General features: G+C 45.0%; 20 protein-coding genes and 2 tRNA genes. 15 read left to right on the top strand and 7 right to left on the bottom strand.

Annotation, left to right across the window (positions count from 1 at the left end; all coding sequences use genetic code 11):
- Window positions 1–21 precede the first annotated feature (21 nt).
- The 6 genes from ACHA8N_RS09000 (at window position 22) to ACHA8N_RS08975 (ending at window position 5566) form a co-directional block, all read left to right on the top strand.
- Window positions 22–1374 carry a DEAD/DEAH box helicase gene (locus ACHA8N_RS09000; RefSeq protein WP_147511873.1) on the top strand — a complete coding sequence of 451 codons (1353 nt, stop codon included), beginning with the start codon at window positions 22–24 and terminating at the stop codon, window positions 1372–1374.
- 118 nt (window positions 1375–1492) lie between these two features.
- Window positions 1493–2392, top strand: coding sequence for a deoxyribonuclease IV (locus ACHA8N_RS08995; RefSeq protein WP_393965474.1), 900 nt, complete (start codon window positions 1493–1495; stop codon window positions 2390–2392).
- Between the two features lie 20 nt (window positions 2393–2412).
- Window positions 2413–3039, top strand: coding sequence for an HNH endonuclease (locus ACHA8N_RS08990; protein WP_147511871.1), 627 nt, complete (start codon window positions 2413–2415; stop codon window positions 3037–3039).
- A gap of 113 nt (window positions 3040–3152) precedes the next feature.
- On the top strand, window positions 3153–3389 hold the full coding sequence (locus ACHA8N_RS08985; RefSeq protein ID WP_147511870.1) for a FeoA family protein: 237 nt from the start codon (window positions 3153–3155) through the stop codon (window positions 3387–3389).
- Window positions 3386–5368, top strand: a complete 1983-nt coding sequence (feoB, locus tag ACHA8N_RS08980; RefSeq protein WP_393965473.1) for a ferrous iron transport protein B — start codon at window positions 3386–3388, stop codon at window positions 5366–5368. The genes ACHA8N_RS08985 and feoB overlap by 4 nt, the downstream gene beginning before the upstream one ends.
- A gap of 15 nt (window positions 5369–5383) precedes the next feature.
- Complete coding sequence (locus tag ACHA8N_RS08975) at window positions 5384–5566, top strand: FeoB-associated Cys-rich membrane protein (RefSeq protein WP_147511868.1); 183 nt, start codon at window positions 5384–5386, stop codon at window positions 5564–5566.
- Between the two features lie 53 nt (window positions 5567–5619).
- Here ACHA8N_RS08975 and ACHA8N_RS08970 read toward each other — a convergent pair whose 3' ends face one another.
- The 3 genes from ACHA8N_RS08970 to ACHA8N_RS08960 all read right to left on the bottom strand — a co-directional run bounded on the left by ACHA8N_RS08970 (window position 5620) and on the right by ACHA8N_RS08960 (window position 9568).
- On the bottom strand, window positions 5620–5793 hold the full coding sequence (locus tag ACHA8N_RS08970; protein WP_071498528.1) for a XapX domain-containing protein: 174 nt from the start codon (window positions 5791–5793) through the stop codon (window positions 5620–5622).
- A gap of 74 nt (window positions 5794–5867) precedes the next feature.
- The gene (locus tag ACHA8N_RS08965; RefSeq protein ID WP_393965472.1) at window positions 5868–8027 is read right to left on the bottom strand and encodes an RNA degradosome polyphosphate kinase; all 2160 of its coding nucleotides are present in this window, start codon (window positions 8025–8027) and stop codon (window positions 5868–5870) included.
- On the bottom strand, window positions 8024–9568 hold the full coding sequence (locus ACHA8N_RS08960; RefSeq protein ID WP_393965471.1) for a Ppx/GppA phosphatase family protein: 1545 nt from the start codon (window positions 9566–9568) through the stop codon (window positions 8024–8026). Before ACHA8N_RS08960 ends, ACHA8N_RS08965 begins: the two co-directional genes overlap by 4 nt.
- Window positions 9569–9790: 222 nt before the next feature.
- Here ACHA8N_RS08960 and ACHA8N_RS08955 point away from each other — a divergent pair, with 222 nt between their 5' ends.
- The 5 genes from ACHA8N_RS08955 to ACHA8N_RS08935 all read left to right on the top strand — a co-directional run bounded on the left by ACHA8N_RS08955 (window position 9791) and on the right by ACHA8N_RS08935 (window position 15362).
- The gene (locus ACHA8N_RS08955) at window positions 9791–10558 is read left to right on the top strand and encodes a metal ABC transporter ATP-binding protein (protein ID WP_393965470.1); all 768 of its coding nucleotides are present in this window, start codon (window positions 9791–9793) and stop codon (window positions 10556–10558) included.
- Complete coding sequence (locus ACHA8N_RS08950; protein ID WP_147511864.1) at window positions 10555–11424, top strand: metal ABC transporter permease; 870 nt, start codon at window positions 10555–10557, stop codon at window positions 11422–11424. Before ACHA8N_RS08955 ends, ACHA8N_RS08950 begins: the two co-directional genes overlap by 4 nt.
- Window positions 11396–11818: a Fur family transcriptional regulator gene (locus tag ACHA8N_RS08945; protein WP_393965469.1), complete on the top strand. Its 423-nt coding sequence runs from the start codon at window positions 11396–11398 to the stop codon at window positions 11816–11818. Before ACHA8N_RS08950 ends, ACHA8N_RS08945 begins: the two co-directional genes overlap by 29 nt.
- 101 nt (window positions 11819–11919) lie before the next feature.
- On the top strand, window positions 11920–13365 hold the full coding sequence (locus ACHA8N_RS08940; protein WP_393965468.1) for an NAD(P)H-hydrate dehydratase: 1446 nt from the start codon (window positions 11920–11922) through the stop codon (window positions 13363–13365).
- Window positions 13366–13517: 152 nt separating this feature from the next.
- A complete protein-coding gene (locus ACHA8N_RS08935) occupies window positions 13518–15362 on the top strand; it encodes a GGDEF domain-containing phosphodiesterase (protein ID WP_393965467.1) in 1845 nt (614 codons plus the stop codon).
- 49 nt (window positions 15363–15411) lie between these two features.
- Here the strand turns inward: ACHA8N_RS08935 and ACHA8N_RS08930 are convergent, their stop codons facing one another.
- The 4 genes from ACHA8N_RS08930 to ACHA8N_RS08915 form a co-directional block, all read right to left on the bottom strand.
- Entirely contained in the window at window positions 15412–16488 is a 1077-nt protein-coding gene (locus ACHA8N_RS08930) for a GGDEF domain-containing protein (protein ID WP_393965466.1), read from the bottom strand.
- A gap of 533 nt (window positions 16489–17021) precedes the next feature.
- Entirely contained in the window at window positions 17022–17591 is a 570-nt protein-coding gene (locus ACHA8N_RS08925) for a 5' nucleotidase, NT5C type (protein WP_081776048.1), read from the bottom strand.
- 99 nt (window positions 17592–17690) lie between these two features.
- Window positions 17691–18812 (bottom strand): flavodoxin-dependent (E)-4-hydroxy-3-methylbut-2-enyl-diphosphate synthase, encoded by a 1122-nt coding sequence (gene ispG / locus ACHA8N_RS08920; RefSeq protein ID WP_393965465.1) that lies wholly within the window; start codon window positions 18810–18812, stop codon window positions 17691–17693.
- 188 nt (window positions 18813–19000) lie between these two features.
- The gene (locus tag ACHA8N_RS08915) at window positions 19001–19483 is read right to left on the bottom strand and encodes a hypothetical protein (RefSeq protein ID WP_147511860.1); all 483 of its coding nucleotides are present in this window, start codon (window positions 19481–19483) and stop codon (window positions 19001–19003) included.
- Window positions 19484–19694: 211 nt separating this feature from the next.
- On the opposite strand from ACHA8N_RS08915, the gene ACHA8N_RS08910 reads away from it, so the two are divergent.
- The 4 genes from ACHA8N_RS08910 to ACHA8N_RS08895 all read left to right on the top strand — a co-directional run bounded on the left by ACHA8N_RS08910 (window position 19695) and on the right by ACHA8N_RS08895 (window position 23209).
- A complete protein-coding gene (locus ACHA8N_RS08910) occupies window positions 19695–21335 on the top strand; it encodes a Na/Pi cotransporter family protein (RefSeq protein WP_393965464.1) in 1641 nt (546 codons plus the stop codon).
- Window positions 21336–21460: 125 nt separating this feature from the next.
- A tRNA-Met gene (locus ACHA8N_RS08905) sits at window positions 21461–21534 on the top strand.
- A gap of 11 nt (window positions 21535–21545) precedes the next feature.
- Window positions 21546–21619 (top strand) — tRNA-Ile (locus ACHA8N_RS08900).
- Between the two features lie 129 nt (window positions 21620–21748).
- The gene (locus ACHA8N_RS08895; protein ID WP_393965463.1) at window positions 21749–23209 is read left to right on the top strand and encodes an alpha-amylase; all 1461 of its coding nucleotides are present in this window, start codon (window positions 21749–21751) and stop codon (window positions 23207–23209) included.
- Window positions 23210–23225: the final 16 nt, after the last annotated feature.

Genomic DNA, 23225 nt, shown 5'->3' with positions numbered 1-23225 from the left:
ACAGAAAGGATGGTGACAAATATGAATGGATTCAGCCATTTTGATTTGCACCCGTTCGTCGTCGAAGCACTCGAAGACGCACGTATTAAAAAACCAACCGATATTCAATCCCGGATTATTCCTGCAGCGCTCAAAGGGCGGGATATCATCGGACAATCACAGACAGGGACTGGGAAAACGTTATCGTTCCTCCTGCCGATCGTTCAAAATGTCAATCCGGAACTTCAAGAAATGCAAGCCATCATCGTTGCGCCGACGCGTGAACTCGCTTGGCAGATTCACGAGGAATTGAAATCAATCCTCGTCAAACAACCGGACTATATCAAGACGAGTCTGATCACAGGTGGAATGGATCGTGAACGTCAAATCGGACGTGTCAAAGTCTCACCACAAATCGTGATTGGAACACCTGGACGTATCTTGGATCTCTTTAAAGAACAAGCATTGAAACCGCATTTCGTGAAACATTACATCATCGATGAAGCGGATCAAATGCTCGATATGGGATTCTTGCCGGAAGTTGACCGGATTGCTCAAGCGCTTCCTGAGAAGTTACAGATGATGGTGTTCTCTGCAACGATTCCTGAAAAATTACAACCGTTCTTGAAAAAATATATGAACAATCCACGTTATGCGCATGTGGATCCAAAACAACAGACGGCGAAAAAAATCGTACACCATACGGTTCCGGTCAAACACCGCGATCGTTCTGATTTGACGTTGAAGCTGGCGAAAGCCCTCAACCCGTATATCTGTCTTGTCTTTACGAATACGAAAACAGAAGCCATCGAACTCGAAGCTCTCTTCCTTGAAGCGGGACTAAACGTCGGTTCGCTTCACGGTGACTTGCCGGCCCGTCGTCGGAAACAAGCCATTAAAGAAATCAATGAAGCCAAATATCAGTATGTCATCGTAACGGATCTTGCTGCACGCGGTATCGATATTTCAGGTGTCTCCCACGTCATCAACCACGGGATTCCGAAAGATCTCGACTTTTATGTTCACCGTGTCGGTCGGACGGGTCGTGTCGATCAAGACGGATTGGCCTACACATTGTTTGAAGATCACGAGAATGGTTCCATCAACCGTCTCGAGGATCGTGGCATTGCATTCATCAACGTGGATGTCAAAAGTGGTCAAGTCAGCGAAGTCAAAGAACGCCGTCGCGCGAAACCACACATGAAGACGGCAGTTTCGAAAACAGCTCACAGTCGACTATCAGGTGAAGCGGCTAAAGCGAAAAAACGTGTTAAACCAGGTTATAAAAAGAAACACCAGTATAAGTTGAAAGAAACAGCGAAACGCGAACGAATCAAAGAACAGCGTGGAATCGGGCGTGCTGAGCGTAAAGCAAATGCAAGTAAATCGAAATAAGGAATTTGTGGTTTGATACCGAAACGGATTTCTCTCAACAAAGTTCACGCGATCCATCGTGGACTTTGTTTTTTCGTGTTTGGTACACTAGTAGTGAGAAGAAGGGTGGAGAGACAGAATGAAAATTGGTTCACATGTGTCCTTATCGGGAAAAAAGATGTTGCTTGGTGCAAGTGAGGAAGCAGCGTCCTACGGAGCGACGACGATGATGGTCTATACGGGTGCTCCCCAAAATACAAGACGAAAACCGATTTCTGATTTACGGATTCCAGAAGCTTTGTTACACATGGAGGCAAATGGAATCGAAGAAATCGTCGTTCATGCGCCGTATATCATCAATTTAGGCAATACGACGAAGCCGGAAACGTTCGAACTGGCTGTTTCATTTTTAGGTGAAGAAATTCGCCGTGCGGAAGCACTCGAAAAAGCCAAGCATATTGTTCTTCATCCAGGAGCGCATGTCGGCGCCGGGGAAGAAGTCGGAATTAAACGAATCATCGAAGGACTCAATGAGGTCTTGACCGGTGATGAACAGGTTAAGATTGCTCTCGAGACAATGGCCGGTAAAGGATCGGAGATTGGAAAAACGTTTGAAGAGATTGCGGAAATCATCGCGGGTGTAATCCATAACGATCGTCTATCCGTTTGTTTGGACACGTGTCACGTCCATGATGCTGGTTATGATTTGGTCCATGACTTGGATGGCGTTTTGGAACGGTTTGACCGGATTGTCGGTTTGGATCGTCTCGGTGTCATTCATGTCAATGACTCCAAAAACGTCCGCGGAGCCAAAAAAGACCGTCATGAGAACATTGGATTCGGTGAAATCGGTTTTGATCCGCTTCATCGGATTGTGCACCACCGGGATTTGGCACATTTGCCTAAAATCCTTGAGACACCCTACATTGGACTGGATCCGAAAAAGAAAGTTGCCCCGTATCAAGAAGAAATTGCGATGTTACGCTCTGGAAATTTTGATGCCGAGTGGCGTTTACCGCTGATTGGTACATCCATTTAAACGAGAGAGGTGTCTGCCGCGTGTGTCATCTACTAGTCATTGATGAATCGGAGTTTGCCTTACGTCAAGCGGTCGTCTTGTATTACGAAACGAAAGAACCGTTTTATTTACCGGCGGAATTAGCGGAGGGGGAAGAAGTGTTCTTGGCGACCCCGGATGGAATCGTCGCATACGCCGAAGTACTGTTCAGCGAGTATACGACACGACCAGCAGATCCCCACTGGATGAAGGAGGCAGATGAACAAGAACGCATCTATGCCTGTCTGGATTTAATCAGTGTTGACTTACGCCATCCGTTACTCGGTTCACCGCTGTCAAGCTTACAGATGAATTCGGGACGATTGGATCCAAAGCATCGCCAAAGGATTGTCGAAGCATGGCAGGCAGGACATTTCGAATCAGACGTAGCAACGATCGAGCAGGCAAAAAAGCGTCGCATGGAACGCTTTCGGGAACGTAATCATCCCGCACCATTAAAAAAGACATGCGAAAGATGTGGATTAACAAATTTTTCACTTTTGGAATGGCATGATCATCACGGTCAGTTTCAAACGCTTTGTCCAAACTGCCACCGCTTGGCACACCAGCAAATCGAAGTCATTCAAGATATTGCCGCGACGTCTGACCCAACGATTACGGAACAGTAAGTGTCTCAGAACTTTTTCCTGAGACACTTGCTGTTTTTTTTGAAGTCATCTGCATGATATAATCAAGACTGATAATTATTATCAGTGAAATTGGAGTAACTGGAGGAGCATGTATGACTGATTTAGCAATGATTCCGATTGATAAACCCGTAGTAATGACTGATTTGAATCATATAGAAGATCGACTGCGCAGACGGTTGTTAGCTCTCGGTTTTTATGAAGGTTGTCCAGTTGTTGTCAGACGACGGGCAAGCTTTCAAGGTCCGTTGACGATAGAACAACGTGATCATCATCAAATGATTGCGATTCGAAAAAATGATGCCAAAAAGATTGGAGTGTTTGTACCATGACTCCAACCATTGCGTTACTCGGCAATCCGAATACCGGAAAAACTTCTTTATTCAACCGATTAACTGGTTCATATGCCCACGTGGGAAACTGGTCTGGTGTAACAGTGGATAAGAAGGTCGGAAAGTTACATGGGAATCGGGGGCAACTGATTGACTTGCCCGGAGTATACGATTTAGACCCGTTGTCAGCAGACGAAGCTGTTGTTGCTCGTTTTTTGATGGAAGAGCCCTTTGATGGCATGATCAACATCATCGATGCTTCGCAGCTCGAACGAAATCTGCAATTGACGGCACAACTGTTGGAAATCGGTAAGCCGATTCAAATCGGTTTAAATATGATGGACGTTGCCCGGAATCGTGGGACGACGATTGATGCGGATGCACTGGCACAAGCACTTGGCGTTCCCGTATTTCCAATCGTCGCCCGTACAGGAGAAGGTTGTGAAGTATTACTGGCATCGATTCCCGATCAGGTTCAACGGCAGCTACCGCTAAAAATTAACTATGGTCAAGAAACAGAACAGGCGATTGCGATGATCATCGAGCAGGCTGACCTGCAAGAAAACGAACGATGGATGGCAGTCCAATATCTTGCCGGTAACCGTGTCTTCATCGAGTATTTGGAACGGAAGGCACCAGGAATCACTGAAGTACGAAAAGCACTGGAACAAGAGCTGGGTCGATTCATCCATGCGCATATCACGGAGTGCCGGAGAAACTGGGCGATCGCTATTCGGGCAAGTGCTGTGATGGAAGAAAAATCTGATCGGAAGACATGGACCGATCGTATCGATGCGGTCGTGACCCATCCGATTCTTGGATTACCCATCTTTTTTGCCGTTTTATATGCTCTGTTCCACGTTACGTTTAACTGGATTGGTGCTCCGTTATCTGACTTACTTGGAGCGTTCATCGAAGGTCCTCTTTCGACAGCGGTCGTCTTTGTTTTAAACCAGCTGGGAGCATCAGGATTCATTCAAGATTTATTGATTGATGGAGTGATCGCAGGGGTGGGCGGCGTACTTGTCTTCGTCCCGCAAATCTTTGTCCTGTTTTTCTTTATCTCGTTTCTCGAAGACTCCGGTTATATGGCGCGTGTCGCTATCGTCATGGATCGGTTTATGCAGATGGTTGGCTTAAACGGTAAAAGCTTTATTCCGATGATCATTGGATTCGGCTGTAATGTTCCGGGAATTATGGCAGCACGATCCGTGGAAGAAGAGCGGGAGCGTTTGGTTACGATCTTCATTTCTCCATTCATGTCCTGTTCGGCTCGTTTGCCGATTTATGCTGTGTTTGCAGGCAGTTTTTTTGCGAGTAATCAGGCAATGATTGTCTTGTCGCTGTATATATTAGGAATCGTTTTGGCGCTGCTTGCCGCCAAAGTTTTTTCAAAAGTATTGGCTGCTGAAGAAGCGACGAGTCTCTTTTTAGTTGAGCAACCGCCTTACCGGGTTCCGCAAGGCTTGACGCTATGGCGCAGCACGTGGCAAAAAGGAAAAGGTTTTGTCCGAAAAGCGGGTACATTCATTTTTGGAGGTTCGGTCATCATTTGGTTGCTTGCTTATACAGGACCAGGTGGTTTTGACGTCAATATGAACGATAGCTTCCTGGCCATGATTGGTGGCGTGATCGCTATGTTACTGATTCCGCTTGGATTTGGGACATGGCAAGCTGGAGCTGCTTTGATTACCGGATTCTTGGCGAAAGAAGTGGTCGTCTCGACGATGGCAATCATCTATGCCGTCAATGAATCAGAACTCGGACGACAGTTATCCGGACAGTTCACACCACTCAGCGCTTACAGTTTCATGGCGTTTGTCTTATTGTATGTCCCATGCCTCGCAACTGTAGCCGTCATCCGACGAGAAGTTGGAAGCGCAAAATGGACATGGATTGCGAGTCTTTACGGTTTATTCGTAGCATATGGTATTTCATTCTTGATTTATCAGGCTGGACACGCACTTGGATTTTCGTAAAAAGGAGGAATCATGATGCATATGATTGATATCTTGATTGGTTTGCTCGTATTTGGTTATGCTGGATTCTCACTCGTACGCTTTACGAAAAAAGCTAAAAAAGGAAAGTGTGCGACGTGTGAAGTGGAGCCGACGTGCCAAACAGCTTGTGATGACGTCAATTGGGACAAAGTCATTGCGGAAGCACTAAAGAAATAAAAAAAGCGTTTTTCTTTTCCGATTGGAGAAGAGAAACGCTTTTTTACGGTCTGTTAAAACGGCCAACGGTCGGCAATGAATAAAAACACTTTCATTCCGAGAAATACACCGAAGATCCCGACAATTGCCGGAAAAACAGGTGGGGCGGGAATCGGCAGCTTGAGTGCGGTAAAGACCACACCACAGATGATTCCGGCAAGTAAGGATAATAAAATTTGTTGAAGCATGAGGTCTCGTCCTTTCTGTATCGAAAAACCGCTTACATGCTTATTATATGAAGATGTCTGACGTTAAACAACGATTATTTTTTGAGAGTAGCGGAATCAAAAACGATTTTTTCTTCTGGTCGTTCGACGGGAATCCATTTATGTTCAAGCGGACGCTCAAACGTTGGTTTTGACTTTAATTTTCCGTTCGTATAATGCTGGATCAACACTTGTGATTCACAGGATTGTTTCCCTTTTGTGACGTAATGGTATACTCCTTTTGCGTCTTGTTCACGGGCTTTGACGTTATCCGCTAATGTTAACGCCAGACAATCTTTAATGTAGTTTTTTTGATCTTCATCGATGATCGGGAAAAGGATTTCAATTCGTTTTCGCATGTTACGGGTCATCCAATCTGCACTTGAACAATAAATCAGATCATCCCCGTTATGGTGGAAGTAAAAGATTCGTGAGTGCTCAAGGTAACGGTCGACGACAGACGTGACACGAATATTCTCTGAGATGTCTTTAATTTGCGGACGCAGACAACAGACGCCGCGAACAATCAATTCGATCTGGATACCCGCCTTAGACGCTTGATACAGTTTCAGGATGATATCTTTTTCAGTCAAGCTGTTCATTTTGGCGACAATCCGACCATTTCCATGTTTCTTATGGTACTTGATTTCTTCGTCAATCAAATCGATGAATTTCTCAAGCATGGAATTCGGTGAGGTATGAATAGCATTCCATTGCGGCTGTTCCCCGTAGCCCGACAACCAGTTAAAGAAGTTTGTCGCATCTTCGGCAATTTGTTCACGTGCTGTCAACAAACCGATGTCCGTATATAATTTTGCTGTGGAATCATTATAGTTGCCTGTCCCCAAGTGGACGAAACGTTGAATTCGACCTTCCTGAAGTCGGACAATCAGTGTGATTTTAGAGTGTGTCTTCAAATCACTGTATCCATAAATAACGTGAGCCCCCACTTTTTCGAGTTGTTTTGCCCATTCGATATTTTTCGCTTCATCAAAACGTGCTTTTAATTCAACGAGCACAGTGACCTGCTTGCCGTTTTCAGCAGCTGTTTTTAATGCCTTGATGATAGGTGAGTCGCCGGAGACGCGGTATAAGGTCTGTTTAATGGCAAGAACATTTGGATCATTGGCGGCTTGAACGATGAAGCGTACGACAGGATCAAACGTATGGTAAGGATGATGCAATAAATAATCCTGTTGTAAAATCTGATCAAACAGATTTTTTGACTTTTCAAGTGCTGGAGGTTCGACTGGCATGATTGTTTGATAAATCAAATGATCATATTCGACACCAATCTGACTATAAAAAGCAAAAGCAAACGTCAAATCAATCGGACCATCAACAGCATAGATATCGCGGTCCTGTAAATCAAGAACATCCCGCAACATGTTTAATAAGTTCGTATTGATGGCATTTTTTTGAATTTCGAGTCGGATGCCTACTCCCCACCGGCGTTTCTTCAATTCTTTTTCGATTAACTTTAATAAGTCATGTGTTCCTTCTTCATGAAACGGTAAATCTGCGTTTCGGGTGATGCGAAACGGCATGGCGGACAAAACACGGTAGCCTTTAAACAATGAGTCGATAAACGAAATGATGACGTCCTCGAGTAAGATTACCGCTGTCGTTTCCTCGTCATCAACCGGTAAATCAACGAAGCGTGGTAAGACGGCGGGAACTTGAACCAACGCTAAATTACGTTTTGAGCCATCTTCAGCTTCAAGGGCTGTTGCGATGTTCAATGATTTGGAGGATAACATGGGAAACGGACGATACGCATCGACCGCGACAGGCGTCAAAACCGGAAAAACCTGTTCGCGGAAAAACGCCTTCACGTACTCTGACTGTACTTCGTTTAATTCGTCATGTTTTAAGAAAGAGACGCCTTCTTTTTTTAAAGCAGCGGTTACTTCCTTAAACGCTTCGTACTGCTGATCGACCAATTCTTTTGTTTTTGCAGCGATTGCCCGCAACTGTTGTTTCGGTGTGAGTTGTTGCTTGTTTTCCGGTTTATTGAACCCGGCTAGAACTTCGTCTTTCAGTCCACCGACGCGAACCATATAAAATTCATCCAAATTAGAACTAAATATGCCTAGAAATTTAAATCGTTCCATTAACGGGTTTCGCGTATCCGTCACTTCTCCTAAAACACGTTCGTTGAACTGTAACCAGCTGATTTCCCGGTTATTAAAAAATTCGGGGGAGTCCATCTTCATGTAAGTCCGCCTCCTTTAGTATCCAATTGAATCGATCGATCAATGATTCGTTCCAAATGTTTTTTTTGTTTTTCGGCTTTTTCAACTTCAAATCCGTAATCATGATCACCGGTATCCAGAATGATTCGAACATTTTTCTTATCTTTATCCAGAACGAGCTCAAGACTGTCAACAGCCCGACGTTCTGTAACGTCAAGTGCTTCGGTCAATTTCAAAATGGAGCCGAGTAAATCAAATCGTTCAATCGATTTTTCGGTGAACCAATCTTTGAATGGTTTTAGCAGTTGTTGCATGCGTTTTGAAGAAGAATACGAACTGACGAGTGCCAGTGCCAAACGATCTTTATGTGTCATGCCTTTTAAGTCGGTATGCGTCAGCAGGTAAAAGGTTTGATTGGAACGCGTATCCGGATTGATATACTGTCCGCAATAAAGCAGACGGCTGGCGGAATCCAATAACCGTAAATCGGCTGCCCGTTCAGGTATGATATCGAGTGTGACGAGCTGGCGGTAGATGGATTTTGCAATCGTCCCGAGATAGTTCATCCGATCTCGGTTTACTTTATAATCACTTTCCAACTGATACAGACTTTCTTCCCGGACATTTTCGACGCGTCGTTGACTTTGATCATGCAAATCGTATTCGTAAACCAATCCTTCCCGTAATCCGTAATTACTCATCACGAACTGATCAGCCTCAATATGTAGTGCCAGTTCGTGAATTGCAATCAAAGCCGGTAAAAAGATATCAACGCGGTCTTTTGACAACCCTTCGATTTTAGCCAACTGTTTGGGTGGCTTATCTTCCAGCTCATCAATCAATCGTCCGAGCTCTTTTGAACGGATTTGGTACTGATGGATGCCGTGTAACGGATAATCCAGTGTCGACTGATGTATTCTAACGAAATTTCGTGCGGATCCACCAACCCCGATCAAAGGTAGTTTTTTACCTTTCAGCCAAGGAATTTCATCGAATTGTTCCCGTAAGAATTTAACCAGCTTTTTTTGTTCACCGGAAGTCATCGTTTCGCCGGACTGGAATTGTCGCGTCAATGTGACGGCACCAAACGGGAAGCTGTGGTAAGCGACCATTTCCCTGTTTTCGATTAAAGTCACTTCCATCGAACCTCCGCCGATATCGACGGAATACCCGTCCGTCAAGAAGGTGGAATTGATGATGGCGAAATAACCGTAGTAGGCTTCCTGTTCATCAGAGAGCACACGCACCGTAAAGGGTGTTTCCTGTTCGACGGCCTGAACGATAGCCTCTCGATTACCAGCATTTCGAATCGCAGCGGTCGCGACACAAATCGTTTCTTCAACGAAATGGGTGACGCCGATCTCATAAAAACGTTGCAATGTTTCGCAGAGCAACCGGATGCCGACAGCATCCAGTGCACCGTCCTCGTCAATATGTGCGGACAGGCGAGCGACAACTTTGACGTTGATTTTTTCGATATATCGGCCGGAATCGACCGGGTGAAAAATAACATATCGAATCGAGTTGGATCCAATATCGATGACTGCCAGTTCATTTTTCAAAACAAATCCGCCCCCTTTGAGTACTCCATGCCTCTTTTCCCGAATCAAAGACTCTGAAAACGGCAGCTTGTATAATAATATTGTACCTTGTACCTGTCTGAAAAACTGCTGATTCATAAAAAAGTTACATTGGTTGCACGGGAATAGAGCGGGCGCTATAATAAGACAGTTGATAAGGCGTAATTATTCCGTTTTAAAACGAGACGGAAGGAGAGATTAGATATGACTGAACCAATTATCGAAATTAAACAACTGACATATGACTACCCGGATCGACGTGTTTTAAATGAAGTGAGCTTTGAGGTCCAGCAAGGTCAGTTTCTGGCGATTGTCGGAGAAAATGGATCGGGAAAATCGACGTTGATCAAATGTATGCTTGGTCTACTAAAACCGAAGGGCACGATTCGACTGTTCGGTCAGGATCAAGCTGCATTCAGTGACTGGTGGCGAATCAGTTATGTATCGCAAAAAGCAGCTTCCTTTAATTCAGGATTTCCTGTTACGGTCGCAGAGGTCGTCGAGATGGGACTGTATGCGAAAAAAGGACTGTTTCGCCGTGTGACGAAACTGGATCGTCAAAAGGTCAAGATCGCTCTTGAAACCGTCGGCATGTGGGATCGCCGGGATTCAAAGGTCGGTGATTTATCCGGTGGGCAGCAACAACGGGTCTTCATTGCACGAGCGCTCGTCAATGATCCAGATTTGATGATTCTGGATGAGCCGACGGTCGGAGTTGACCAGCGGTATGTGAAGGAATTTTATGAAATTCTCGAAGAATTACGGCGTGACAAGAAACGGACCTTTGTTCTCGTTACACATGATATTCATTTCGTCAGTAAGCTCGTGACGGATGTGATTCATTTGGTTGACGGACGACTCGGTTGTAACTGCGGCATCAAGGAATATTGGGAACTCGATGAACAGACGATTCGTTCATTGTATCCTGTCCCGGGACGTGTCCTCGTCCACCAAGGGGAGGTTGTCCAGTGATTGAAGCATTCATGACATTGAAGTTTTTACAGTACGCGCTTGTGGCCGCAGTATTGATTGGATTTACGGCGCCGTTGATCGGTTCCTTTGTTGTCGTCCGCCGAATGAGTTTGATTGCGGATGCCTTGTCACACGTCACGCTGGCTGGGATAGCACTCAGTTTGTTGATTTCCGGGATGGTCGCGAGTCTCGCGGACTTGAATCCCCTGTATCTCGGAATCGTGACGTCGGTCATCGCAGCATTGACGATTGACTGGCTTCGAGCGAAATATAAACACTTTCAAGAACTGGCGATTCCGATCATCATGGCGACGGGAATGGGTCTCGGAGCAATTTTCATTAGTCTCGCCAACGGTTTTTCGATGGATCTCGTATCCTTTTTGTTTGGAACAGTCTCAGCGGTCACGCTGACGGATGTCTACACGATCTTCATCGTGACAGGCGTCGTCATTTTATTTGTCATCGCGTTTTATAAAGAGTTGCTCTTTTTGTCGTTTGACGAGGAACAAGCCAGGGTTTCCGGGATCCGACTACGTCTGGTCCATATTTTATTCATGATTGTCGTCGCTTTGGTCATTGCGATCAGCATGCGTGTCGTCGGTATCTTACTCGTTTCAAGTCTGATTACGTTACCTGTAGCGGCAGCCCTTCGATTCGCCAAAAGCTTTAAAGCAACGATTTTTTATGCGATTGTTTTTGGAGAAGTGGCGACGATTGCCGGCTTGATTCTTGCGTATCAGTTTGATTTGGCACCGGGCGGCATGATTGTCATGTTGGCGGTGATGGAACTGATTCTCGTCATGATCATCGAGCGGTTTTGGATGGGAGGAAAAACGCATGAAAAAAAACATCGAACAAGCGCGTGACCGGATGAAGGCGTCCGGATTTAAAATGACGCCAAAACGTCTGGATTTGTTGGCATATCTGTTTGAAGCCAACCGGTATGTCAGTGCACGGGAAGTGGCCGAGGAATTGCGGTTGTCACACCCGTCACTCAGCTACGATACGATTTACCGGAACTTAAACGATTTTGCGGAAATCGAGATTTTAGAGACAACGGAGTTGGATGGAGAAATGAAGTACCGGGCAGCGTGTCAATCGGGACATCATCACCACCATCTGATTTGCCGGACATGTGGAAAAACAGAAACACTGGACGTCTGTCCGATGCAATGGGTGGCTCCGATTAAAGATTCAGGCTTCGAAGTCGAAGATCATAAATTTGAAATCTACGGACGCTGTGCGGCGTGTCAAAAATAATAACCTCTATTTGAACGCAGTATTTTGAGTAAACGGCAGATTTCAATCTGTCGTTTTTTTGGCATGAAACGAATGAAAACGGGAATAGACGAACAGAGGTGATGGAGATGATTTATGATGCGCAGGAGGCAAGAAAAATCGATGAATGGGCAAAAACGTCCGGTTTACCACTGGAAGTATTGATGGAACGGGCCGGGAGTGAAGTGGCGAAACGCATCAAAGACAGACACAGTGTCAACGATCGAATAATCATTCTTTGTGGGACGGGTAATAATGGCGGCGATGGATATGTCATCGGACGAGAGTTGGTCCGGGATGGCTTTGATGTTACGCTACATGCACCTTTCGGAGATGCTAAATCAGAAACCGCCCGTTTGCATCAACGGTATGCTGAAGCATTTGGACTTGTATCGGAGACAATGTGTGGACAGTATGATGTTATCGTTGATGCACTGTTCGGGACGGGTGTTGATATATCCCGCTTGGATGCAGTGGTGGAAGTATTTGATTGGGTCAAGGAACAGCAACGGCAGAGAGCGAAGTTATATGCCGTCGATGTACCGAGTGGTGTACCATCCGATCATACGGTTGATTTCAAGGGACAGGCCTTGCAAGCGGATATGACATTTTTACTTCATGCTTATAAGCGGACTGCTTTTTTAATTAAAACTGCTCCGTTTTTTGGAGAATTGGAAAAAATTGATCTGGGGTTACCTGCATTGGGGGAGTGGGAAGTCTTATCAGAATCCATTTCACCTTTATTAGCACGCGATCCGTATGGACACAAAGGGACATACGGTACCGCATTGTTGATTGGTGGAAGCCAGACAATGCCCGGATCGATTCAACTGGCGGCACGTGCGGCTCTTAGAACCGGTATCGGAAAGCTTCAGGTATCAACGGTTTCGACTGCTCAAGTAGGATTAATGATCAATGCACCGGAGGCGATGCTACTGAACCAGACGACGGAAACGATTACAGGAGTGCTGCAACAAGTGAGTGTCGCTGGGATAGGTCCTGGTGTAACATCCGAATCCATTTCTGATTGGATTGCCCTTTTGTTGGAACAGGATATTCCGGTTGTTCTTGATGCCGGGGCATTGATTTTACAGGAATATCCGGAGCGAAAAGCTGCCATTGTCGTCACTCCTCATATTGGTGAATTTGCAAGGATGACAGGGCGGACGATTCTAGAAATTCAAGATGATTTATTTGGTCAGGCGAGTGAATATGCCAGTTTACATCAAGTCATTGTGGTCCTAAAAGCGCATATAATTCTTGTTGCTACACCGGATGGTGGAGGTTACGTAGTAAATGGTGCATCGAGCGGACTAGCAAAAGGCGGCAGTGGCGACACGCTGTTCGGTGTAATCACAAGTTTGCTTGGTCAAACCGATCATTATAAACACTTGTCGGTGGAACGGTTGATTGCCCTCGGCGTTTTTTGGTATGCAAAAGCATCCAAACAGGCGGAGCGACATGTTCATCCGAGCAGTATTCTTGCGACAGACGTGATTGATGAACTGGGACGGATTCATGATCAGTAAAGAAAATTCAGGAATAGGCATGTTTCTTCGGAATAGAAGAAAATGTCTATTCTTTTTTAAAGGAAATAATTGCTAGTTGTAGAAGAGCCGGAGTATGATAAAGTGACGCCAATTCGGCTAAGACTCTTTATTTTTTAGAAAGGAGGAGACAGATGCCCGTTAAAACAGTAAACGAGATGGTCCGCAATCAACAGCGGTGGATTGGGAACTTTTCATTTTTTTCCATGAGTGCCGGAGCGTTGATTTTTTGGATGACGACTGATGAAACGATGCAGAGTGCCTATTTAAGTCGCACGACGCTCGTTATGATTTTGTTGGCATTAGGTCTTTTGACTTTATGGATTAGCCGTAGTCGTTTGACGAATCGTTATCAATCGCATTTATTATCTATTATGTTCTTAGTGATTCCGATTACGTCCATCAGTCTTTTACCATATGCTGCAGTTACCGTCTGGGCAAGTTGCTTTTTATTTTTAATGATTGCATTGATTGCCTATGACCGGATTATGATATGGTATGCCGTCGTCATTACCGTCGCGACGAACGGGTATGTGATGTTTCGGGCAACGAAAGTAACGGTCGAAATTGATCCGACCGACCATTACGCGAGACTGGGGATGATTGCGATTGCTATTTGCATCGCTTTTGTCATCAATCATTTGCATCTTCGTCATTTACGTCACCTTCAAATGATGGCAGACCAGTTACATCATGCCGCCCGACATGATGCGCAGACACAACTCTTGAATATGCATGGACTAGAAGAAAGGTTTGGGGCGGAAAAGCATCAATCCCTCTTACTGGTAGGTGTTCAGCTTGAAAATTACTATGAGCTTGCCCGTTATTTTGGTGAGGAGATTCAAGAAAAGGTATTATTTGATTGTGTCGAACGTTTAAATAATTTGTTGCCGCCTTACTACGAAATGGTTCGTGTCGAAGGCGGGACACTTGTCGTCGTAATGGATAAACCACCGGGGGTCTCGTGTCAAGAAGAGATGGAACGGCTCAGCCATCAGATGTCTGCACCTTACCAAGTGGATCGGCATCAGATCTACGTCAACTTATACATCGTCATAGATGACGGTGACGTTGATCAAGCTACTGTGACGAAACGGGTCCAACAGATTACATCAGCATTTCCTGAAAGTATCCGCAACGCAGAAAAAGTCATGTGTTTGAATCGGGAGTGGAGGGCGGAACAAGCGCTTCGAGTTGAAGCAGCAAAAGCGTTATCCCGTGCGGACGTCAATCGCGACTTTTATCTTGTCTATCAGTTGCAATACGACTCTGATCAGGATCGCTTTGTGGGTCTTGAAGCCCTCGTACGTTGGAACAGTAAAATTCCAGGGGCTGGTCGACCAACAGTATTCATCCCCATTGCCGAAAAAAGTGATTTGATCATTCGTCTGGGGGAATGGATCTTTGAAGAAGGATGTAAGACGAGGAAACAACTGATTGATCTTGTTCCGGATGATTTCAGCCTGTCGGTCAACGTGTCACCCCGCCAACTGACGCACGAATCCTTCATGCCGTTTATTGAACGGATGTTGCTAAAGTATTCCCTCAAGCCAAAACAAATTAAAATCGAGATTACGGAAAGTCAATCACTTGATTTTGAGAGTCAGCCGATTTTAAGAGCGCTACGCCGGATCAAAACCCTTGATTTTCCGGTTTCATTGGATGATTTTGGAACAGGTCATGCTTCTTACCATGTGCTTGAACGGTTATTGCCGCTTCGTCAGTTGAAAGTACCTAAACAGTTCATCGAGCAGATTGAAGAGTCTGAGAAACGCCAGTCCATCTTGGAATCCATTTTTCAACTCAGTCGGTCGATGCATGTCGAGTGTATCGTTGAAGGTGTCGAGACGGGAGAGGAAGTCCGGATTGCGAAGAATCTTGGTGTTCACTTATTCCAAGGTTATTTTTTTGCAAAGCCCGTTAAGCTGGAAGAAATCATTTGTTTATTGAAAACCAAACAAACGGAAGCGGCAGAATGATGCGGCTTCCGTTTGTGTATTTGGAGCTTTTGATACCCATGAAGGAGATTTAACTGGTATAGACATAGGATTGATTCCGTCCATTTTGCTTTGCGGCATACAAGGCTGTATCCGCCTGTTTAAAGACCACACTGGCGGATTGGTGCCCGGCATAGGCGACGCCCGCCGAGACAGTGATTTCAAGTGCGTGATCCTGCATGACGAACGGTGTCCTCATTACTGTTGCGACAATTTGTTCCGCTAATTGGTCGGGTGATACACGCAAAGTATTGGGTAAGATGGCAATGAACTCTTCCCCGCCGTAACGTCCGACTGTTGTATCCTGCGGGCATTCTTGTGTCAATAAAACAGAGAAGTGACGTAAGACCGCATCTCCGACGGCATGACCGTACTGGTCGTTGACTGACTTGAAATAGTCTAAATCAAATAAAATCACACCCCACGGTGCTCTTTCCTGTTCCAACGTCGCAACTTTATCCATGATGACATGACGATTGGCCAATCGTGTCAGCTGATCGGTTGTCGCCAAATACGATTGGTAGGAATACAGGACGAAGTGATCCTGCAACATACGGGACAGGTGATAAAACAGAAGTGAAGCAAGAATCGTAATTAAAAAATAAGGAGCAAAAATCAATTGCCAGGCCTGAAATGCAGTATCACTCATCAACATACGAATCAAGACAAGCAGGGAACCAATCGTGACGATGACAGTAAACAGAGCCGCTTTCTGTTTAATAAAGCGTGTGCAAAGCAGAACGAGAATGACAAAACTGATCAGTGTGAGAATCGAAGTTTGTAGTGCTGTCATCGATTCTCCTGTATCGATGACGATCCGGTAAAACATGAGCAAAAAGCCGGTCGTCACGATGCTGATCGGTCCGCCGTATAAAGCAGATAAGGCGAGCGGTAATAGGCGCAAATCGATGAAAGCACCGTTAATTATAATGGAATTATGTATCAATAAAATCCCAGTTAGTCCATTAGCGAAACCAAAATACAATCGGGTCGAAAGCTTCGAATCTTGCTGAATCGGAAGCCGGTTACGTAATAAATAAAAGGTGAAAGACAAGATAAGAAAAATGATGCAGATATTAAGGAAAAAAATATTTAAAGTCGTCAGCATAATAAAGTCCTTTCACATTCAAAAAAATATTGGAAATGAGATAATATGGGAATCCTCTACAAGTGTACGATACTCGAATCAAAACATACAATTGAACTACCTCCACCTACGCTTCGCTAAGAGGTAGAAGATTCCTGAGTTATTCAACCGAGCGGTCAAAAATTTATCAGGCTAACCCCGTCGTCCCGACGGTTGAACGTTGATCTTGTCCGTTTCTTTTATGCGGATGCCTACTCTGCTTGGTTTTCGCTACTTCGGTCATCCGCAAGGTGAACGTTGAAGATTTTACGTGACAGACGAACTTCCTGTCACAACCCTATATCTTCAGTTTTCAAAGAACATGACTCTTTTTTTATTCCTGATGTTAATTGCTTTCAAACCAAGAGTGTCGGGCAATTGACGTGTCGCAAGACACGCTTTACCCGAAGACGATTCATCTCCCACTTGCACTAGGGTTTCACCCTGAACGTTTAGAAGTGGGAGTATTCTCGGCTGATTTTGATAAAATAAAAAAACAGCCGTGACGGCTGTTTTTAACGAATCGGTGCAAATTTATGAATGGTTTGAACAGCCTCATCCCAAGAAGACACGCGGACGATGTTTTCAGGAAGGGGACGTCGATTGTACGGTGCATCAAACAAAATGACGGGGATCGATGTATCTTCCGCAATTTGAATCGCATTTTCAAGCCGGTCCTCCATGAACAAATCGAGCGACAAATCCCGAACGACTTGTACTTTATCATGTGAGCCGGTCATGATGAGTGAATCAAGTGGGAGCTCGTGCTGTTTGATCCATTCTTCCGTCACAGGGCGAACGATTTCTGATCGCGCCGTCACATAGTGAAGATCATACTGTTTACGTAATGCCCACAGATGTTGTTTGACGAGTTCTTGCGGGATCGATTCACGATAAATACCGAGTTCGTGACCCGACTTGACCATGAACTCCCAAAATTCGATTTGCTCCATGTCTGTATAGGTATGAAGCTCGTATTCGGAAGCCATCTCAAAATCAATCGATGTCCCCAAATATTTGTTCATATAGTTAAAGCACGAAGAAGGATGAGTGATTGTTCCATCAATATCAATTCCGATTTTCACTTACATCACCAACATTCTATAAATTTTCTGCCACTAGTATAACATAGTCGAAATACAGACACGAAAAAAAGAGTCACTCCGTCGGAGGACTCTTTTTTATTACGATTGACTTGCTTTAGCAGCTTCTTTTTCCGCTTCTTTTTCCGCTTCTTTTTCGAGCACGATGGCGTCGATTTCTTTTTTTAATTCTTCGACCATTGTCGCTTCCGGCACTTTACGGATGATTTCTCCATGACGGAACAACAATCCTTCGTTACGGGCACCGGCGATACCAATGTCTGCTTCGCGTGCTTCACCAGGACCATTGACGGCACAACCGAGAACAGCCACTTTGATGTTGACTTGGATTTTATCGATGTAGTCCTCGATTTCAGCGGCGATTGCCATCAAGTCGATTTCAATCCGTCCGCATGTCGGGCAAGAAATCAATGTTGCAGCGTTTGCGGCAAGACCAAATGATTTCAAGACTTCTTTTGCGACTTTGACTTCTTCGACCGGGTCGGCAGAAAGTGAAACGCGGACCGTATTTCCGATACCACGCGATAGAATCGCGCCAAGACCGGCAGCGGATTTTAATGAACCGGTACGTAAAGGACCAGATTCCGTGATACCGACGTGCAGTGGGTAATCAAATGACTCAGAAGCGAGCTGATAGGCTTCGAGCGCCAACTGAACATCGGAAGCTTTTAAGGAAACGATGATATCGTGAAAATCGAGATCCTCAAGAATTTTGATGTGATGCAACGCACTTTCGACCATCCCACGGGCAGTCGGGTAACCGTATTTCTCGAGAATATGTTTCTCCAGTGAACCGGCATTGACTCCAATTCGAATCGGGATGTTTTTGGCCTTTGCTGCCGTGACGACAGCTTCGACTTTCTCGCGGCGTCCGATGTTACCCGGATTGATCCGGATTTTATCGACACCAGCTTCGATTGCCATGAGAGCCAGTTTATAGTTGAAATGGATGTCTACGACGAGTGGAATGTTGATCCGGCTTTTGATTTCTGCGAGGGCAAGTGCATCGCGTTCTTCCGGACAAGCGACGCGGACAATTTGGCATCCCGCTTCTTCAAGACGTAAAATTTCAGCGACAGTCGCTTCGACGTCGTGTGTTTTTGTTGTCGTCATACTTTGAATGATGACTTCATTACTTCCACCAATGACAAGGTCCCCAACACGAACGGGACGAGTCTTAGAGCGATGGACCATTTTCGGCATATCGAAAATCTCCTTTTGTGGCATAGCGCCAGATTGTTTATGACTACTTGTACTATCATATCGAACTATTCCCTAAAAATCGAGAAACAAGAACGAAAATTGAACATTTACAATTGTTTAACACAGACGGTTGGAAGTCAATCCGTCGTCAGACGGACAGTTCAGTCTGTAAATCGGTGTAAAAGATGTCATGTCCGCACACGTGACGGCTTTTTATTCTTCCGGGCCAAAAGAAGCGGAATCAGTGAATATAAAAAGTGGCCGGCTAACAGCACAACGACTCCGAACGTTGAATTTCCGAGTTGATAAATCAGAACGCCAATCGGAAAACTCCAGATGTTTGCAGCAACTGTATAAGGAAATACTTGCCGGAAAGCCCAAGGCTTCGGCAAAATCCACTGGATGAGCCAGCGATTCAAATAGGAAACGAACAGCAGATACAACAACACCGCAATCGCAATGAAGATGAAATGCAGGATGAACCAGACGATAAATGGAATCGATTGTTCAAGAAAGATGCTGTCGATGATTGTCACCCACAAGGAAATCCATGCCAATCCACAAAAATAAAGGGAAACATCAGCGAGGCGTGTCTTCAAAAACAGACGATTTGGAATTAAGGTGGTTTGTAAGTAATTAAGTAGTTGACTTAAAAAATGCAATATAATCACTCTTTCTTCTGTTTTATAACAATTGAAAATAGGTCATAAAATTCTTATAAATAAGCATTTTACTGTAGTGGTACAGATTAATAAAACCTTAACAATTGAATGTCTTAAAAACTGTTTACAAGTTCATTAGACCTTTACATAATAGGGGAGTTGAAACAATGGATTCTTAACAACAAATCAATTCCACTTTTTTATACGAGGAGATGACAAAATGAACTATGATTTACAGGAAATGATTTTCACCTTTATCGGTGGACTTGGTATTTTCCTATTCGGTATTAAGTATATGGGAGATGGTCTTCAAAAAACAGCGGGAGACCGTCTGCGGTATATTTTAGATAAATATACCTCAAACCCGTTTTTCGGAATTTTAGCCGGTATTGTCGTCACGGTCTTGATCCAGTCGTCATCCGGTACGACCGTTATCGTCGTTGGGTTAGTCAGTGCCGGCTTAATGAATTTGCGTCAAGCGATTGGTGTCGTCATGGGGGCGAACATCGGAACGACGATCACGGCTTTTATCATCGGATTTAACGTCAAGGAAGCAGCACTCCCGGCGATTGCGCTTGGAGCGTTCCTGATTTTCTTCTTCAATAAAGAACGGATTCAATACATCGGACAAATCTTCTTTGGTTTCGGAGCGCTCTTCTATGGATTGACCCTCATGGGAGACGGCATGGCACCACTCGAGTCAAGCGAATGGTTCCGAGAACTGACGGTATCGATGTCGGAAAGTCCATTGCTTGGTGTATTCGTCGGAACAATCTTTACGATGCTAGTCCAATCGTCTTCTGCGACGATCGGAATCTTACAAGAATTGTATGACGGCGGAATGATTGATATCAAAGCAGCGTTACCAGTCTTGTTTGGTGATAACATCGGGACGACGATCACTGCAGTTCTCGCAGCACTTGGTGCGTCGATTGCAGCGAAACGGACGGCAGCAGCGCACGTCATCTTCAATATCGTCGGAACGATTCTCTTCTTGATCGCCTTACCACTGTTTTCAGCGTTCATTACGTGGATTACCGGTGCACTGGATCTGGAACCAAAAATGCAGATTGCTTTTGCGCACGGAACGTTTAACGTCGTCAACACCTTGATTCAATGCTGGTTCATCGCACAAATTGCATGGCTTGTTCAAAAGGTCGTGCCGGGAACGGATACGACCGTCGACTCGAAACCACGCCACTTGGATCAAAACATCTTGAACCAGTCTTCGTCACTCGCCTTAAGTCAAGCGAAGCTCGAAGTATTACGGATGGGTGAGTTCTCGAAGGAAGCGCTTGGAAAAGCGCACCGTTACACACAGTCGCATGATAAAAAAGATGTATCGGAGGCAGACCAGATTGAATACGCCATCAACCATCTGAATACAGAAGTGACGAGTTATCTTGTCAAAGTCGCAGCGCATGACTTGTCGGAACGGGAATCAAATGACCATTCACTCTTGATGCATGCCGTCAATGACTTTGAACGGATCGGTGATCATGTTGAAAACGTCATCGAACTTGTTGATTTCCAAATCGTCAACCGCATCGAATTTACGGCACAAGCGGAAAAAGAGCTGGATGAGATGTATATCTTGACGCAAAAAATCGTTGAGACCGCCATCAAGGCAGTTGAACTGGATGATGTTTCATTGGCACGCCAAGTGCTTGAGCTCGAAGGGAAACTGGATTCGCTCGAACGGTCATTCCGCAAACACCATGTCTTGCGTGTCAATGCAGGCGATTGTACCGGTCAGGCTGGAATGATCTTCGTTGATCTGTTGTCGAACCTGGAACGCATCGGAGACCATGCCGTCAATATTACGGACTTGGTACTGGAGCAACGATCAGGAACAGCATGAAGTGAATATCCATCATAAAACAAGAGGAATTTCTGAAAAGAAATTCCTCTTTGTTTTTGTGAGATAATTTATTGACATTCAAGTCTACTTCCAGTAATCTGATATTAGCTGTTTTAATTCATCATGGCGGTGTAGCTCAGCTGGCTAGAGCGTACGGTTCATACCCGTGAGGTCGTGGGTTCGACTCCCTCCGCCGCTACTATTACTTAAGGACCCTTAGCTCAGCTGGTTAGAGCTGACGGCTCATAACCGTCCGGTCGCAGGTTCGAGTCCTGCAGGGTCCACTCCATAAACGCACACTCTTTTTTGGAGTGTGCGTTTATTTTTGGTTGCTTGGGGAATATTAAAGATATTGTAATAATGTTCATACAATAATATTCATACTATGGCAATTTAAGGGAGAGCGAAGAGAGATGGAACGTAACCATACGATGATGCAGTTTTTTGAGTGGCATGTAGAAAATGATGGAAAGCATTGGCAACGCTTAAAAGAGAGAGCGCCGGAACTGCGTGCTGCAGGCATCACATCTGTTTGGATTCCGCCAGCATCAAAGGGGCAATCAGATGAAGATACAGGGTATGGCATTTACGATGTCTATGATTTAGGGGAATTTGATCAAAAGGGAACGGTCCGGACAAAATACGGGACAAAAGATGAATTGGTCGAAGCAATTCAAGTCGCGCATGAAAATGACATCGCGGTTTATGCAGATGTCGTCATGAACCATAAAGCGGCTGCCGATGAACTTGAGACGATTAAAGTTGTGGAAGTCCACCCGGAAGACCGTTCGCAAGAAATTTCAGAAGAATTTGAAATCGATGCGTGGACGAAATTTACGTTCCCGGGTCGAAACGGAAAATATTCTGATTTCATCTGGACACACGAATTTTTCAATGGAACCGATTTTGATGCACGTGAAGAAAAAACAGGTGTTTTCAAAATTTCCGGTAAAAATAAAGATTGGAACGATCAAGTGGATGACGAATTCGGCAACTATGATTATCTGATGTTCGCCAACATTGATTACAACCACCCGGAAGTCCGCGAAGAGATGATTAACTGGGGAAACTGGTTCAAAGAAACGATCAATTGCCAAGGTTTCCGTTTGGACGCGATCAAACATATCAACTACGAATTCGTCAATGAGTTCGCCAAATCGATGATTGGAGACAATCCGGACGGTTTCTATATGGTCGGTGAGTTCTGGAAATCAGATTTAGATGATTGCCGCCAATTCTTAGACAGCGTTGATTATACGATTGATTTGTTTGATGTGCCGCTTCACTATAAATTCCACGAAGCATCGCAACAAGGACAGGACTTTGATTTAACGACGTTGTTTGCGGATACACTCGTTGAATCTCACCCGACGAATGCCGTGACATTTGTTGACAATCATGATTCACAACCAGGCGAATCGCTGGAGTCATGGATTGATGACTGGTTCAAACAGCATGCGTATGCTTCTGTTTTATTACGTAAAGATGGTTATCCATGTGTCTTCTACGGAGACTACTATGGTGTCCAAGGACCACATCCGGTAGAAGGTAAAAAAGAGATGATCGATGCCCTATTGTACGCCCGTTACCATAAAGCTTACGGTGAGCAAGAAGATTACCTGGACGATCCGCATTGTGTCGGATGGGTCCGTCGTGGCGTCGAAGAATTCCCGAACTCGGGTTGTGCCGTCTTGCTGTCGAACGCTGACATGTGCGAAAAGCGGATGTTCGTCGGCGAATCACGTGCCGGAGAACAATGGTTCGATTATACGAATCACCAAGAAGAACCTGTTGTCATCGATGACGAAGGATTCGGTGTGTTCCCGGTTCCGGGTGGCGGCGTCTCCGTATTCGCTCCACGCGACGAACAGTAATATCTAAGGGTCATTG

This window comes from Exiguobacterium sp. S22-S28, assembly GCF_043359615.1.
Taxonomy (GTDB): Bacteria; Bacillota; Bacilli; order Exiguobacteriales; family Exiguobacteriaceae; genus Exiguobacterium_A.
The sequence above is the reverse complement of the archived record's forward strand: the minus strand, read 5'-3'. Positions and strand labels throughout refer to the sequence as shown.